Annotated in this window: 18 protein-coding genes; 12 read left to right on the forward strand and 6 right to left on the reverse strand. The window is 35.7% G+C overall.

Annotated features, from left to right (window positions below; all coding sequences use genetic code 11):
• Positions 1–122: 122 nt before the first annotated feature.
• Together M3627_RS17860 and M3627_RS17865 are read right to left on the reverse strand one after the other, a co-directional pair.
• Complete coding sequence (locus M3627_RS17860; protein ID WP_251556875.1) at positions 123–632, reverse strand: helicase; 510 nt, start codon at positions 630–632, stop codon at positions 123–125.
• A 47-nt stretch (positions 633–679) separates the two neighbouring features.
• The gene (locus M3627_RS17865) at positions 680–868 is read right to left on the reverse strand and encodes a hypothetical protein (protein ID WP_251556876.1); all 189 of its coding nucleotides are present in this window, start codon (positions 866–868) and stop codon (positions 680–682) included.
• Positions 869–1,103: 235 nt separating this feature from the next.
• On the opposite strand from M3627_RS17865, the gene M3627_RS17870 reads away from it, so the two are divergent.
• The gene (locus tag M3627_RS17870) at positions 1,104–1,856 is read left to right on the forward strand and encodes an SDR family NAD(P)-dependent oxidoreductase (RefSeq protein ID WP_169360239.1); all 753 of its coding nucleotides are present in this window, start codon (positions 1,104–1,106) and stop codon (positions 1,854–1,856) included.
• 180 nt (positions 1,857–2,036) lie between these two features.
• On the opposite strand, the gene M3627_RS17875 is transcribed toward M3627_RS17870, so the two are convergent.
• Entirely contained in the window at positions 2,037–2,285 is a 249-nt protein-coding gene (locus tag M3627_RS17875) for a hypothetical protein (RefSeq protein WP_169360238.1), read from the reverse strand.
• Between the two features lie 154 nt (positions 2,286–2,439).
• Between M3627_RS17875 and M3627_RS17880 the strand changes: the two genes are divergently transcribed.
• Positions 2,440–3,288 carry a DUF2268 domain-containing putative Zn-dependent protease gene (locus M3627_RS17880; protein ID WP_169360276.1) on the forward strand — a complete coding sequence of 283 codons (849 nt, stop codon included), beginning with the start codon at positions 2,440–2,442 and terminating at the stop codon, positions 3,286–3,288.
• A 7-nt stretch (positions 3,289–3,295) separates the two neighbouring features.
• On the opposite strand, the gene M3627_RS17885 is transcribed toward M3627_RS17880, so the two are convergent.
• On the reverse strand, positions 3,296–4,000 hold the full coding sequence (locus M3627_RS17885) for a class I SAM-dependent methyltransferase (RefSeq protein WP_251556877.1): 705 nt from the start codon (positions 3,998–4,000) through the stop codon (positions 3,296–3,298).
• 131 nt (positions 4,001–4,131) lie between these two features.
• Between M3627_RS17885 and M3627_RS17890 the strand changes: the two genes are divergently transcribed.
• From M3627_RS17890 to M3627_RS17935, 10 genes are all read left to right on the forward strand, one after another.
• A complete protein-coding gene (locus M3627_RS17890; protein ID WP_251556878.1) occupies positions 4,132–4,680 on the forward strand; it encodes a GNAT family N-acetyltransferase in 549 nt (182 codons plus the stop codon).
• Positions 4,681–4,690: 10 nt separating this feature from the next.
• Positions 4,691–5,095 (forward strand): hypothetical protein, encoded by a 405-nt coding sequence (locus tag M3627_RS17895; protein WP_251556879.1) that lies wholly within the window; start codon positions 4,691–4,693, stop codon positions 5,093–5,095.
• 402 nt (positions 5,096–5,497) lie between these two features.
• Entirely contained in the window at positions 5,498–6,823 is a 1,326-nt protein-coding gene (locus M3627_RS17900; protein WP_251556880.1) for an aspartate aminotransferase family protein, read from the forward strand.
• A 6-nt stretch (positions 6,824–6,829) separates the two neighbouring features.
• Positions 6,830–7,630 carry a transporter substrate-binding domain-containing protein gene (locus M3627_RS17905; protein ID WP_251556881.1) on the forward strand — a complete coding sequence of 267 codons (801 nt, stop codon included), beginning with the start codon at positions 6,830–6,832 and terminating at the stop codon, positions 7,628–7,630.
• A 46-nt stretch (positions 7,631–7,676) separates the two neighbouring features.
• Positions 7,677–8,333 (forward strand): amino acid ABC transporter permease, encoded by a 657-nt coding sequence (locus M3627_RS17910; protein WP_169360233.1) that lies wholly within the window; start codon positions 7,677–7,679, stop codon positions 8,331–8,333.
• Entirely contained in the window at positions 8,326–9,048 is a 723-nt protein-coding gene (locus M3627_RS17915) for an amino acid ABC transporter ATP-binding protein (protein WP_169360232.1), read from the forward strand. Before M3627_RS17910 ends, M3627_RS17915 begins: the two co-directional genes overlap by 8 nt.
• A gap of 435 nt (positions 9,049–9,483) precedes the next feature.
• Complete coding sequence (locus M3627_RS17920; protein WP_251556882.1) at positions 9,484–9,903, forward strand: DUF2262 domain-containing protein; 420 nt, start codon at positions 9,484–9,486, stop codon at positions 9,901–9,903.
• Positions 9,904–9,933: 30 nt separating this feature from the next.
• Positions 9,934–10,689 carry a hypothetical protein gene (locus tag M3627_RS17925; RefSeq protein ID WP_251556883.1) on the forward strand — a complete coding sequence of 252 codons (756 nt, stop codon included), beginning with the start codon at positions 9,934–9,936 and terminating at the stop codon, positions 10,687–10,689.
• 350 nt (positions 10,690–11,039) lie between these two features.
• Positions 11,040–11,423, forward strand: a complete 384-nt coding sequence (locus M3627_RS17930) for a tautomerase family protein (RefSeq protein WP_251556884.1) — start codon at positions 11,040–11,042, stop codon at positions 11,421–11,423.
• A 197-nt stretch (positions 11,424–11,620) separates the two neighbouring features.
• On the forward strand, positions 11,621–12,115 hold the full coding sequence (locus tag M3627_RS17935; RefSeq protein ID WP_169360228.1) for a hypothetical protein: 495 nt from the start codon (positions 11,621–11,623) through the stop codon (positions 12,113–12,115).
• A gap of 144 nt (positions 12,116–12,259) precedes the next feature.
• On the opposite strand, the gene M3627_RS17940 is transcribed toward M3627_RS17935, so the two are convergent.
• Positions 12,260–12,655: an MFS transporter permease gene (locus M3627_RS17940; RefSeq protein WP_169360227.1), complete on the reverse strand. Its 396-nt coding sequence runs from the start codon at positions 12,653–12,655 to the stop codon at positions 12,260–12,262.
• A gap of 176 nt (positions 12,656–12,831) precedes the next feature.
• Complete coding sequence (locus M3627_RS17945; RefSeq protein ID WP_251556885.1) at positions 12,832–13,815, reverse strand: papain-like cysteine protease family protein; 984 nt, start codon at positions 13,813–13,815, stop codon at positions 12,832–12,834.
• Positions 13,816–14,345 lie beyond the last annotated feature (530 nt).

The raw sequence follows: 14,345 nt of genomic DNA on the forward strand, positions 1-14,345 counted from the left end.
TATGAACGGTGATAAATAGAAACGAACGGTGATAAAACCGTACGAACGGTGATAAAGCACATTCGGTACTGCAGATTGTTGAATAAATTTCTAGAGACCCCTTTACTACTAGGGGTCTCTTTTTATTGGCAACAAAAGATAAAGTGATGCTCACTGTTCCAAACGTGTAAATCATCTGCGATGTATCCGCGTAACCATAATACTCCGTCGATGTTTCTAAGGTAAAAGCCTTTTGGAAAATTATCGTCTTCACTGACTATTTCTGACGCTACTGTGATAGAGCCAGAGGGGGCTTGTTGCGGGACTTGAATTTTTGTATTTCCTTCAGGTTGGTCTAATAACTCTAACCTTAGATAGGGACCTACCTCAAGTGGACAGAGATTTAAACCTACTTCGCTCGCTCGTTTAAATATTTGAGACATTGTGGCTCCTTCTCGGAAACCAAGTTCTCTGACGGTTAGCGTAACCGTAGTAACACTATACTTATTTTTAGAAGGAGAGAATTTATCAGCAGATAGTAGCTTTTCTGCGTATTCATTCAGCCTAATAGAATGGTTTTCGAGTTTCTGAATAAGCTGAAATTTTGTTAGTCCACCAATCTCTAGCGTTCTAGTAATAGCTGAGTCACACAAATCTAGTGTCCCTCCTTAAAAACAGGGTTTATTTTAGTAGCGTAACTTTATTTTCTTTCTTCGTTTTCTAATTCCTTTTCAATTTCTAGATCACTTAATGGTGCTAGCTCATCTTTTGTTCCAAACCTTTTAATGATAATTTTACCGACCTCGGACTTTTCTATGGCATCTCTCACTGCTGTATAAATGACTACGTACAAAATGATTAAACCAAGAATCCATAGCAGTATTTCCAACTACTTCTACCCCCCAAAAAGTCTTTTATAAAGATTTTAAATAATCGCCTAAAATTTAAATAAATAACTAAATATTACATTTATTAACTATATATGAAAAGTGAGTTGAATGTAATAAATATGCGGAATTTAAAATTATTTATTCTATTTTTTTCTATTGCGAAATAATGTTTTATTCCAATGACATGGGGAATTATTAAGGATAGACAGGTGTAGAAAGAAAGGAGTAATTTAAATGAATACAACTAAAGCAGCAATTATTACAGGTGGAGGTGGCGGCCTAGGAAGAGCGGCTGCATTAAAATTAGCTGAGTCAGGCATCAATATTAGTATTATTGATGTTTCGGAAGAGCAAGGAAATGAAACGGTTCGTTTGGTAGAAGAAAAAGGAGCTAAGGCTATCTTTATCAAAGCTGATGTAACGAAGGCTGAAGAGGTTAAAAAGTATGTAGAAAAAACAGTGGAAACCTTCGGGTCAGTGGATATGTTCTTTAACAATGCAGGTATCTCTGGCCCAGGTAAGAAATTCTTGGACAATTCGATTGAACAGATTGACCTTGTAGTAGATATAAATCTTCGAGGTGCTTTATATGGTTTATACTATGTGCTACCTGAAATGATTAAGAATGGTGGAGGTAGCATCGTGAATACTTCCTCTACTGCTGGATTAGTAGGGCAGGACGGTGTCGTGAGCTACTCGGCAACGAAGCATGGTATCGTAGGAATTACGAAATCCATAGCAGCAGAATATGCAAACCAAGGTATTCAGATTAACGCAGTGGCACCAGGGTCAACGGAAACTCCTATGGTGAAACAATATAGAGAAGCGAACCCTGAGCTATTTAAAACGGTCTCTGCGGGTATTCCACAGCGTCGCTTAGGACAACCAGAGGAAGTTGCAGAATTAGTGGCGTTCTTGTTGATGAGTGAGGCAAAATATATAAATGGTGCTGTTGTACCAATTGATGGAGGATTTACTGCTGTCTAGGTAACTTATTTAGACAATTGCATACTATAACATTAAGGCATACCACTTTTGTGGTGTGCTTTTTATATAAGTAGTTGATCGCTTGTTAGTTAAGCATAGAAATATCCTATTCGGACAAAAATGAAAAAAGGAATAGGTCCGAGCCTATTCCCAAAACGAAAGAAATACAAACGAGAAGTGTTACCAGAAAAAGGCCCCAGCTAATGCAACACCTGCTATGGCACCTAATGCAATACCGTAACCAAATCCTGGTCCAAAGCCCCAAAACCCAAATCCATATCCTCCAAAGTTGTTCTCAGGACGAATCCATACCATGTTTTGATCTACTTTAGTAATTCTTCCTACATGCATTTTTCCTTGTTTATCCGTGATTCGCACTCTTTGTCCATGATATTTACAGCATAAATTATACACTTGTGACTGACTCATTTTTTGTCCCCCTCTCTCAAAAAATTACATACAAGTATGTTTTATAACATATGCCGTATGAAAGTTTTCACGGTAGACAATCGTCTATTTACTATAGACATAAGTTTTCAAGCAAATCGAACATATAAAAGAATAAAGAGAAAAGGATGAGATGTTGGCTGTCATTAGAACCTCTAAATGGTTATATCAATTTATAGAAGCATGCGAGAAGAAAGATGGGAAGGAAATCTATCTTCGGCAAGGGGAAATCCTATGTGAACCCCTAATGGAGGTTTTCCCGAATGAAACTAGAGAGGCTGTGCACTATGAGCTTTTACAATACGGTTTATTTGAGCCAAATGAATGGGAAGGCTTATCGGAAACTGTAGGGGAGCTAGAAAAAAGGAAGGTTTGGGAATTAGTAAACAACGAATACAAACGGTTACGAAAGCGGTGGGGTGGTCCAAAAGTTCCGATTTATATATTCCCAATAAAATTAAAAGGAACAAGTCAGGCAAGAGAGCCTTTACCTGTAAAAAATGGTGTTGCTTATAAAAAAGCATTATTTTTATTTTTATCGAAGGACCTTTCAGAAGAAGAGATAAAGGCGACCTTAGTACATGAATATAATCACGTATGCAGATTAAATTTCTTAGATCTTACCCCTTCACAAACAACGTTGGCAGACTCTTTGATTATAGAAGGCTTGGGAGAGTATGCTGTAAAAGAGGAGTGTGGTGAAAAGCTGCTAGCCCCATGGATAGCGCTTTATCCTTACGCGGATGCTACCGAGATATGGAAGCACCGTTTCGTGCCATCCCTAGGGTTAGAAGGTGTAAAAAATCATCAGCTATTTTTATTTGGTCGTCCCAGAAGCTATTTTCCAAAGTGGATAGGCTACAATATAGGCTATCAAATAGTCGATACTTACGTAAAAAATCATGGACCGTTTCCAAAGGGCGAATTATATCACAAACCAACTAAGGAAATAATAGATGGATCTGATTTTGCTCCAAAGCCTTAATCTTCGTTTATAACTGACATTTAAAAATTCTATAGCCTATCATGTTTCCAAAATCAGCTAAAAATTGATTATGCTCATCCCAGACTTCATATAGTGTCATGTCAATATAACTGGATGGATTCATGTCTTCAATTTCTACTGGGTTCATATCGGCTGGGTTTTCTAATATCTCTATATGTGAAAAACCAGCCTTTTTTAAAATTTCTTTCCACTCTTCCTCATCCATCAGCTGTTGAATCCCATAAAGCTCCAACACTTTATGTTTTACTTCCTCCGAAGCATTAGAAGCTCCCGTCATTTCAATCAACAGTAGCTTTCCGTCCTTTTTTAATAGACGAGCAGCCTCACTCAAAGCTAGTGCAATATCCGTAAATACAAGGACCGATTCAGAAATAATAATGTCAAACGAGTCGCTTTCTAATGGTAGACACGTAATGTCCCCTTCGATTAAGTGAATGTCAGCCTCCAATGGTTTAAACCTTTCTCTCGCCTTCTCAATCATAATCGGATGATTATCGACCGCAGTTACCTTGCACCCATATTTTGTAGCTAAGAAAGCGGAGGTCTTTCCAGTTCCGCACCCGATATCTAGTACTGACTGAGTTGCCTCAAGCTGTTCTTTCCCTAATATAAATTGTGTTAATCCAAATCCTCCGGGATGCGCACTTCCAATTCCAAAATAAGATAGTAAATCTAGGTATTTATTTGACATGAAGCAACCTCCTAAATTAGTTACAATAGCATATGCACAAAAAGACTAATCTGCTAGGTTGATTAAAGGAAAAACAGTAGGTTAAAGAGAATTAAATAAAGAAAGAGTAATAGAAATAGGAGATTTCAAAAATGGAGAATGGACCAGGAAATAGCACCATATACTTAACTGAAATGACAGATGACTATCTGATAGATATTCATTCGTATGCATCAAAAGAAGAAGTTTGTAAATACCAACCATGGGGACCAAATAGTTTCGAGGACACTAAAGCTTATTTAGAGGAAGTTTTAGCAGAGACCAAGAAGGAAACAAGAAATAGGTACGTGTTTGCGGTTATTGATAAAGAAAACTGCAAAATGATAGGAGCAGGTGAGTTATTTCATTTAGACCTGTCTAACAAAAGTGGAGAAATAGGCTATATAATAAATCCAGATTTTTGGGGAAAGGGTATAGCTACTCAAGTTGCCAATATTTTAATTGATTATGGATTTAATGAACTAAAACTTAACCGTATTTATGCCACCTGTGATGCAAGAAATAGTGCTTCTGAAAGGGTTTTAAAGAAAGCAGGTATGAAGCAAGAAGGACTACTAAGAGAGAATATCCTATTAGACGATGGGTGGAGAAATTCACTTCTTTACAGCATGTTGAATCGTGAATGGAATACAAAATCATAGGGGGTATATGATGGCAGATCTATTTCAAACGTCAATTGAACAATTTTCGAAAGCACACGACGACTTCATTGAGGCATGGAACGTAGCGATGTATTCAGGGGATACTGCAGGTCTTGAAATCATGACTAATAATTACTATGTTACTTTTTTTAATAGTCATGTGGAAAGACCAGAATTCTTTGACCGTCCCGAAGCTATACAGGGAATGAGAGAGTCAGTGGAAGCGTTGCAGGGTGCAAAGAAAAGATTTGAGCATCGTATTATTAGACAACGTGATCCTAACAGATTCGTTGTGTTTTATGAAATGATTATTGAAAAGAACGGACAAGAGCTGACTCGATTCTTTACAATAGAGGATTGGGAAGAGAGAAATGGACGATGGTTATTGAACCGAGAAGTTACAGAGCATATTTAAGGTATGAGGCGTGGAGCCCCGAAAAATTTTCGGGGCTTTCTTGTCTACCTCATAGCCGCAGTTTATCCGCTACGCGTGGTCTGAGCCAGTAGTCTCTCCCCTAGAATGACTTCTAACCACTAGTGTTTACCTCTATATAAAGCAAATCTCTGTACTACTTCAAGTGCCTGAAACTAGGTTGATTATGTATCAGCCTCATGTTTTCTTCTTATAGTAATGCCCAAATTCATTAAATTGAAAATTCGAGAAATTTAAACTTTTAATTTCCCTAAATTACCTATTGTATAATTATACATAAAGGCATATATTATATAAATATTAGAAAAGTCCATTAGCTAGAAATAAAACAGATTACTAAATTAATAGCTATCTGATAGTGGATGAAAAGTAAGGGTGAATAAGATGGATAACTGGCTAAATTTATATAATAATATGGGAGATTTTTTAGCACCGAGTATGGCAAAGGATCATCCTAATATTCCAATAGTTAAAGAGGAAGGCTGCTACTATTTTGGAGCGGATGGAAAGAAATATTTAGACTTTACATCAGGTATTGCCGTTACAAATACCGGACACCGTCATCCGAAAGTAGTTCAAAGTATTAAAGATGCTGCGGATCAATTAGTTCATGGGCCTTCAGGAGTTATTATGTACGAATCGATTCTACAGCTTTCCAAAAATCTTGGAGAAGTGTTACCAGGAGATTTAGACTGTTTCTTTTTCGCCAATAGTGGGACAGAGGCTATCGAGGGAGCATTAAAGCTAGCGAAATTTGTAACAGAGAGACCGTATGTTGTTTCATTTACGGGCTGCTTTCACGGTCGTTCACTTGGTGCACTAAGTGTCACAACGTCTAAAAGTAAGTATCGAAAATTTTTACAGCCATCTCATTTATCGTACCAGATTCCTTATGCAGACGCGAAGAGCTGTCCAGAGGGAATGGATCCAGAAGTATATTGTGTAGAGCAGCTAGATAAAGACTTTAAGAGACTCTTTAAGCATCAGGTAACTCCAGAAGAGGTTGCTTGCGTTATTTTAGAGCCAGTACTAGGTGAGGGTGGATACATTATCCCTCCTAAATCATGGGTGAAGCGAATTCGAGAAATTTGCGATGAGCATGGAATCTTATTAATATTTGATGAGGTTCAAACTGGTTTCGGAAGAACAGGAGAATGGTTTGCTGCACAATATTTCGAGGTTACTCCCGATATTATGGCCATTGCAAAGGGAATTGCGTCTGGTTTACCTTTAAGTGCAACCGTTGCTTCTAAGGAATTAATGAAGAAGTGGCCATTAGGAATGCATGGGACAACATTCGGTGGAAATCCCATTGCTTGTTCAGTTGCCTTAACTACACTAGAAATTCTCCATGAGGAGAACCTAGTAGAAAACTCTAAAGTTGTAGGAGCATATGCAACTGAAAAGTTAAACGTGCTAAGAGAAAAATATCCAATCATTAGCGATGTCCGTTCTGTCGGTTTAATGATTGGTATCGAAATCTCTAATATAGAAACTGGAGAGCCAGATGGACAAGCCGTGATGAAAATTCTTGACTATGCACTAGAAGAAGGCGTGCTCTTCTATCTTTGTGGAAACGTCGGTGAAGTAATCCGTATGATACCTCCATTAACGGTAACAAAGGAACAAATTGATGATGGCTTAACAATGCTTGAAAAAGCAATTATTCGATATACAAATGAAATAAAAATAAATGAGATAAAGGGGTAAAACATTATGAAAAACAAGTTATTTCTAATCATGCTAACAATGATTATTGCTTTACTAGCTGCTTGTGGAACTAAAGACGATGCGAAAGAGGATGCTGGATCGGGTTCTACACCTTCTGAGGAATTACCAGTATTAGTAATGGGGACTTCAGCTGACTATCCACCATTTGAATTTATCGATCCAACAAAGAGCGAAGAGATTATTGGTTTTGATATTGACCTATCCAATTTAATCGCTGAAAAGCTAGGATATAAGATTGAAGTAGAAAACATTGATTTCAACGGATTAATCCCAGCGATACAAGCAGGTAAATTAGACTTCGTATTAGCAGGAATGTCACCAACAGAAGAACGCGATGAAGTTGTAGATTTTTCTATCCCTTACAACGAAACAGTACAAATGGTAGTGACTAAAAAAGACAGTGGTATTAAAACAGTGGAAGACTTAGCTGGTAAAACAGTTGGGGTTCAAATCTCATCTGTTCAAGAAGAGCTAGCAAATGAATTAGCAGAAACAGTAGACATGAAAGTGGAGAGCCGTAACTTAATCCCAGAGGTTATTCAAGAGCTAATGACTAAGCGTTTTGATGCAGCCGTTATAGAGGATGTAGTAGCTGAAAATTATACACAGCGTAACAAAGATTTAACTTACTTCCCAATAGTAGTAGAAGAAATAGATACTAAAGCAGCAGTTTTCCCTGAAGGCAGTGAGCTGAAAGAGAAGTTTGATAAAGCTATTAATGAGTTAATTGAAGAAGGAAAAATTGACGAGCTTAGAGAAAAATGGTTTGTAGTAGAAGCAGAATAATATAGATAAAAAATATAATAGTTTGAATAGAAAGGAGGGTAACGATATGTTAGATTTTTCTGCAGTCGTTCCCTCTATTCCTTATATTGCAAAAGGAATAGGTGTTACACTTCAAATAGTTGTGGGAGCCACAATTTTAGGTTTAATTTTAGGGATTTTGTTAGCTCTATGTAAAATAGGGAAAATAACTGTATTACGTCTATTAGCAGATTTTTATACATCTATTTTCAGAGGAACTCCCCTTGTATTACAATTAATGATTATTTACTATGCGATTCCTCAGCTTTTTGATATTACGGTAGATCCGATGCCAGCAGCAATTATAGCATTTGGATTAAATTCAGGTGCCTATATCTCTGAAATTATTCGTGGTGGGATTAATGCTGTTGATAAGGGGCAGTTAGAGGCTTCTTTAGCTTTGGGTATACCTTATTCGAAGATGATGAAGGATATTATTCTTCCTCAAGCGATGAAAAATATCATGCCTTCCCTTATGAATGAATTTATCACATTAACGAAGGAATCAGCGATTGTAACAGTAATTGGTGCACTAGACATTATGCGCCGTGCATACGTCGTGGGCGGATCTTCTTATCGTTACTTAGAGGCATTAATGATTGCTGGAGTGATGTACTATATCCTTACACTTATTTTATCATTCCTTGGCAAAAAGCTAGAAAAGAGGATGAGTAGAAGTGATTAAAGTAGAAAAATTATATAAATCATTTGGAAAAAATGAAGTCTTAAAAAACATATCCACTGAAATTAAGGAACAGGAAGTAATTGCAATCATAGGGCCCTCTGGTTCTGGTAAGTCTACTTTTTTACGTTGCTTGAATTTACTGGAGGAGCCTACTAGTGGTGTGATTAGTATAGGCAATGATGTTGTAACAGATAAAAAAACTAATATTATGAAGGTACGTGAAAATGTAGGAATGGTATTTCAACATTTTTATTTATTTCCTCACAAAACTGTACTAGAAAACTTAACGTATGCACCAATGAATGTTCAAGGAAAATCAAAGGAAGAGGCAATAGCTGTTGCAGATGATCTCTTACATAAAGTCGGACTCTTTGAGAAACGCTCGGAATATCCAAATCGTTTATCAGGCGGTCAAAAGCAGCGTGTAGCAATTGCCCGTGCGTTAGCAATGAACCCTTCTGTTATGTTGTTCGATGAGCCAACTTCGGCCTTAGACCCAGAGATGGTAAAAGAGGTTTTAGCTGTTATGAAGGACTTAGCAGAATCAGGTATGACAATGGTCATCGTGACACATGAGATGAACTTCGCAAAAGAAGTAGCAGACCGTATTTTATTTTTGGATGGTGGAGTTTTAGTCGAAGACACCCCTCCTGTCGAATTCTTTAGCTCTCCAAAGTCAGAGCGTGCAAAAGAGTTTTTAGAAAAGGTTTTATAAGGATTTAAGAAATAATAAAAGCAAAGCAGACTACAGCAAGCTCAAAACATTGGGCTTGCTTTTTTGTTGTTAATTGTAAGGGTATGAAGGGAAGGACTATTTCAGTATTCATTTTTAAATAACCTCTAAAAACCATAAAAGCCGGCAGTCCCCAAATAATTATAATTTGAATAAGTGAATCAGTATCTATATTAATGATTCATCCATCCCATCTACTACTGAGCAATTTATTCACAAACTGAACTATTAGTTTAAGTGTAACACTTCAAATACATTGGCACCTTACAAAAATTTACAAAACCTATAGTTTGGATAAAGCAAATTAGATTAAATAAGGATAGCTATAAAGAAAGGGATTTTACTAGCTTTGTAGAATTATAGAGGGTGATGAAATAATGAAAGTAAACAATCCTCAATTTGTAAAGGGGTGTAAATATGAACAGTGGATTGAATTTTGATGGGCTGGTCTATGACAAGGAGAGAGGAAACTATCATGGAAAAGTGGAAATAGCGACTGATTATTTTATAGATGTAACTATTTCTCCTGAGTCATATGATAAAGAACTAGTATTTAAATTAGCCGAAAATACTTTTGGGAAAATAAGAATAAAGAATGAATCGTATAAAGAAAAAATAGCAGGGGATTTATTAAAACTACATAATGAAGTATGGAATGAAGGCAAAATAATCAGTAAGGATGAATTTAAAAAACGAATTAATATACAAGGGATTTTAATTTTTGGTGAGGGAAATGCCGAATTGTACTATGACGACGGGGACTTATTCTGGGGTCACACGATAGTAGTAGATGTTGATGAAAACGGTTTGTATCAAGAAGCTCAAATATACGGATGAACGAAATAATATTATGATCAGGAGGAACATATGACATTTTCCAACACTATTAGTTTAGAAAAGTCACCTAGTAATATAAAAATCAGTGTCTTAGAAAAGGAAATAAACTTACCAGACGAAATTAAGTCAAAAGTAAATCAATACTGGGAAACGATCAACAGACAAAATACTTTTAGCAGAGGGGAGGTCTTTACTGTTCATCAAATTCAAGAAGATGAAAATGATTTATTCATTACCCTTATCCACACTGACTATACTCATTTTCTTTATAGTAGGAAAATGGAGTTATCAGCGGAGTACGACTGCACCGTTGTCTATCCTGCTACACTTGTCCTTACTTCGGACCAACATCTAGTTTATGGTCATATGAATGAAGGAACAGCCAATCCGGATCGAATTCAATTAGTTGCTGGTGGCTTAGACAAAAATGATTTAGAAGAAGGGCATATTAATATACACAAAAATATAATAAGAGAGATACAAGAAGAGCTAGGTATTAACCTTACTAAAATAATGTGTTTGTCACCTTTGAGTCCATGGCTAATAAAACGTGGAGGCCAATCATTAGTTTTAATAAATCGAGTAACCATTGATTTAACTTCTCAAGAAGTAAAAGAAATACATAAACATTATTATAGTAAAGGAGAACATCCAGAATTCAAAAGAGTAGAAACAATTCCATTTAACACTACAGGGCTTAATAGATTATTATTAAGTGATTATCGTAAGGCTGACTATATAAACCCACTATGTATTTATTTACTAGAGCAACTAAAAGAAAAGTAAGACGTGAATCTAGAGATACTCAATGCAGACGTTTTTTTAATATAAGGCTATGTAAAAGGCTAGGGTTGTTTTTTCATGAAGCAATTTAGTTTGTGAAATATTACACTTGTTCATTGATCTTGCTTCAACAAAACATGGTCAATTTATGGCTCATAGTAATAAACCGGCACTTTCTTTTTCAAAGCAAATATGCTCACCTTAATATACTTTCAGATGTCTTTTATTAAATTTAATTTTCTTAATATTTAAAATAAATGTTTACAAAAATACAAAAAGCACATAAAGCACATAAAGTATGCATATACATGTTCATGCATGTAAAGAACAATTCTACAACTGGAGATTTTTCAATGCCATTAGTACGAATTTCTCTTAAATCGGGTAAATCATCTGATTTTAAAAAAGAACTCAGCCAATTAGTCTATGAGGCAATGCGGGAGACAATAAACATTCCCGAAAGTGATAAATTCCAAATTATTTCCGAACATGATAAAAATAATTTAATCTTTAGCCCTGATTATTTGGGGATTAACCGCACGGAAGACATAATAATGATTCAAATTGTTATGAATGAAGGTAGAACTTTAGATTTAAAAAAGCAATTATATAAAAAAATTGCGGATGATTTAAATAATAGACTCCATATACGAAAAGAAGATGTTTTTATCAATTTAATGGAAGTGCCTAAAGAAAATTGGTCATTTGGCAATGGCTTGGCACAGTATGCAGAATAATTGGGAGGTGGATATTTTTGAATTCAGAAATCACAAAAGAAATTGCGCTTCTAGTTATACATACTCGAATGATTGATCGAGTGCTATCTCAATACTATGATCATTGTTAACATAGCCAAGGTAAAAAACGATTTTATTATTAGTTGTGTTTTTACATAGTATAGAGAGTTATCGAATTATTTTGCGAGGAGGAAAGTATGAAACGGTATAGTTTATTGTTCTTAGTTTTATTGCTTCAATTTCTAATTACTGCTTGTAATAATGAACCACTAATAGAAGTGGAAACGATAATTTCTACTATTAGTGATGAGGAATATGCTAGCGTTGGTGGCACTAAGGATTTAAATGACCCCCAGCAAGAAGACTTCAAAGTATTAAAATTTAAATTTTTTATGGAAAACACGAACGCTGTAACAGATCGTCAAATAGAAATAGATGTAGACTGGAGAAATACGTTAAATAGTATAGATGGAGTGGATCGTTATTGGCATGGAAGTGAGGGTGAACAAGATAATCCAAGTGAAAATTTTGCAGAATATCAGCAAGAAGTGGTTTTTTATGCAAAAGGATTATCGGAAGAGAACATTAAAAAAGCGTTCGAGGATTCAAAAGTTACAGTTTCATGGACTGACAATAAAGAGCTTGTAGAAAAACAGTATATAATTGCAGATTTAATAGAGTTTAAGGAGTAAGAAGCACTTTTACTGGCTTAGCTAAACATTCGTTAAATTTAAGCCCTATAAAAAATAGCCCCTTTTTGACGTTTATATATGCAAAAGATGGGCTATTTTTTATAAGAATATCTCCTGAAAGCAGTAAGTGCTTTTCCCTGCTTACTAATCTACATCTACTTCAACTGCTGGCTGACTTTTTTTGTTGAACAGCATCCCAAAAAGGAACGTCATAAAGATAATTCCCATTACAGTGATGATGATGCATCGAACAATGTAATCAGAATCCATCGCAAAGATTACGTCTTTACGGAACCAGTTTTGGAAAGGTAGACCAAAACCTAAGAGAACAGCGAAGAAGAGAAGTTTCGTCCAGATGCTTTTTCCCTTCATTTTTTTGATAGCTCCATTTACTACTAAACGAAGTAAAGCAAGACCTAAACCTACGCAAAAGAATATTATTAGATAAGTAACTATATCGTCACCGGTAACTAGCGCTGCAATCACTAATCCTAAAGCTATAATCAATGAACCAAACATTAATATATATTTTTTATTCACTTAACATTCTCCTTTATAATAAAGTACTGAACAACGTGTTGATTGTTTGCTTTATTATCATATGAAATTAGAGAGTAGAAAGCAATCGACAGATTTTTAGAAACTGTTTAGTGATTACTTATTAAGTATTAACAAAAAAAAGAGAGTTATGACAATGTCATGACTCTCTTTTAAATCTATTTAGTATAATCCACAACGATGTAAGGCTGTAATTGGAATGGTTTTGGTGCAATGTTACGATCGTTCCACATACCGAACCATCTTTCTAATGGATAGAAGTAATATCCGTCCTGCCAATGGTCAGATGTATCATACGGGTCTGCAAAGATAAGCATGTCATCACCAATACCTGGTGTTCCATTATTATCATATCCAATAATGGCTTGCCAATGTCCATCCCAATCTGCCCACTCAACCATAATTGGTCGGTCATTAGAAAGATGGCCAGTTAACCATTTAACAAAATAGCTATCCTTAGCATCTGTTACCCATGCTTCAGTAGTTTCACTATTTTCAGAAGCATATAAGCTGTTCCATGTGAAAGTAGCAGGAAGGTTTCCTACATTATTTCCGGTTTCACCATCTGCTTCTTGAATTAGATCGTCTGCTGCATAATTCACCTTATAGCTTGTCTCTACCACTTTAAAGCCCTCTAGACTAGTAAAGAAATTATGGAGCTGGCTAACGTCTGTCCCGTATTCTGGGAAGTTGTTTGCAGAACCAGGCTTTGCTCCTGGAGTGTCCAAGTCGGTCATTGCTTTCATTTGCTCAGCAATATCCATTTCTGTCATGTCTGTGAAGCCAAAATGGTTAGCAACCATTAATGCGGTAACAGGTCCACAAGACCATTCCGTTGTTTGCTGCATCGTTTGGAAATTTTCGATTAGTAGTAATTGATCATCTGATTTCATGTTGTAAAAATCAGGGGCTTTAAAATAACGAGACTCTTTGTTATCGCCAGCTTCTGCATAGGCATCAGCACCGCCGTTTTCATCATAGTCTTCGCCTTTAATCATAGTTGGTTTAACTGCCACAGTAGTTTCGGCTGACGCTTTTGTGTCTACTTCCTTGTTAACCTCCGCTTGTGAATCTGTGTTCTCTGAGCACGCAGATAATAATAGCATTGCGGATGCTAAAACTGCTGTAAGGGTTCTTTTCATTTATCCCCATCCTTTTCTTCTTTTTTTGAAACACAAGAATTTATTATATAGAAAGTAGGGAACAAATCAATAGATCGATTTATATTATTTTTTTACTTTATTTTGAAATTAGCTTTAAGTCAAATACGAACAATGAAAAAAGAATAATGAAATTTATATGCTTTTTAATAATAGTTTAAATTACATCTAGCTAGACACCCTACGCAGGGTGAGCGATTAGCATTCACATGTCACTCCAATCAATACATAGTTAATGTTCGTGTTTAATCTGTAAAATGCTTTTAAGGAAATTTGCTCAGCTTATTAACATAAAGCTATGTTAAAGGTAAAGGCTGATTTTAAATATACATAAAAAATGAGCTAGGATATTTCCTCCCAGCTCATATCTTGCTTTGACATTGATTTTTTACTAAACCAGCTAATAGGATGTCAATATTTTTCTCTAAAATTATTATTAATCTTATGATATACTATTTTGTGCATGACAAATAGCCCTCCAAAAACCTTTTGGAAGGTTTTCTCTTAATTAC

The organism is Psychrobacillus sp. MER TA 171 (assembly GCF_023713305.1).
Lineage (GTDB): Bacteria > Bacillota > Bacilli > Bacillales_A > Planococcaceae > Psychrobacillus.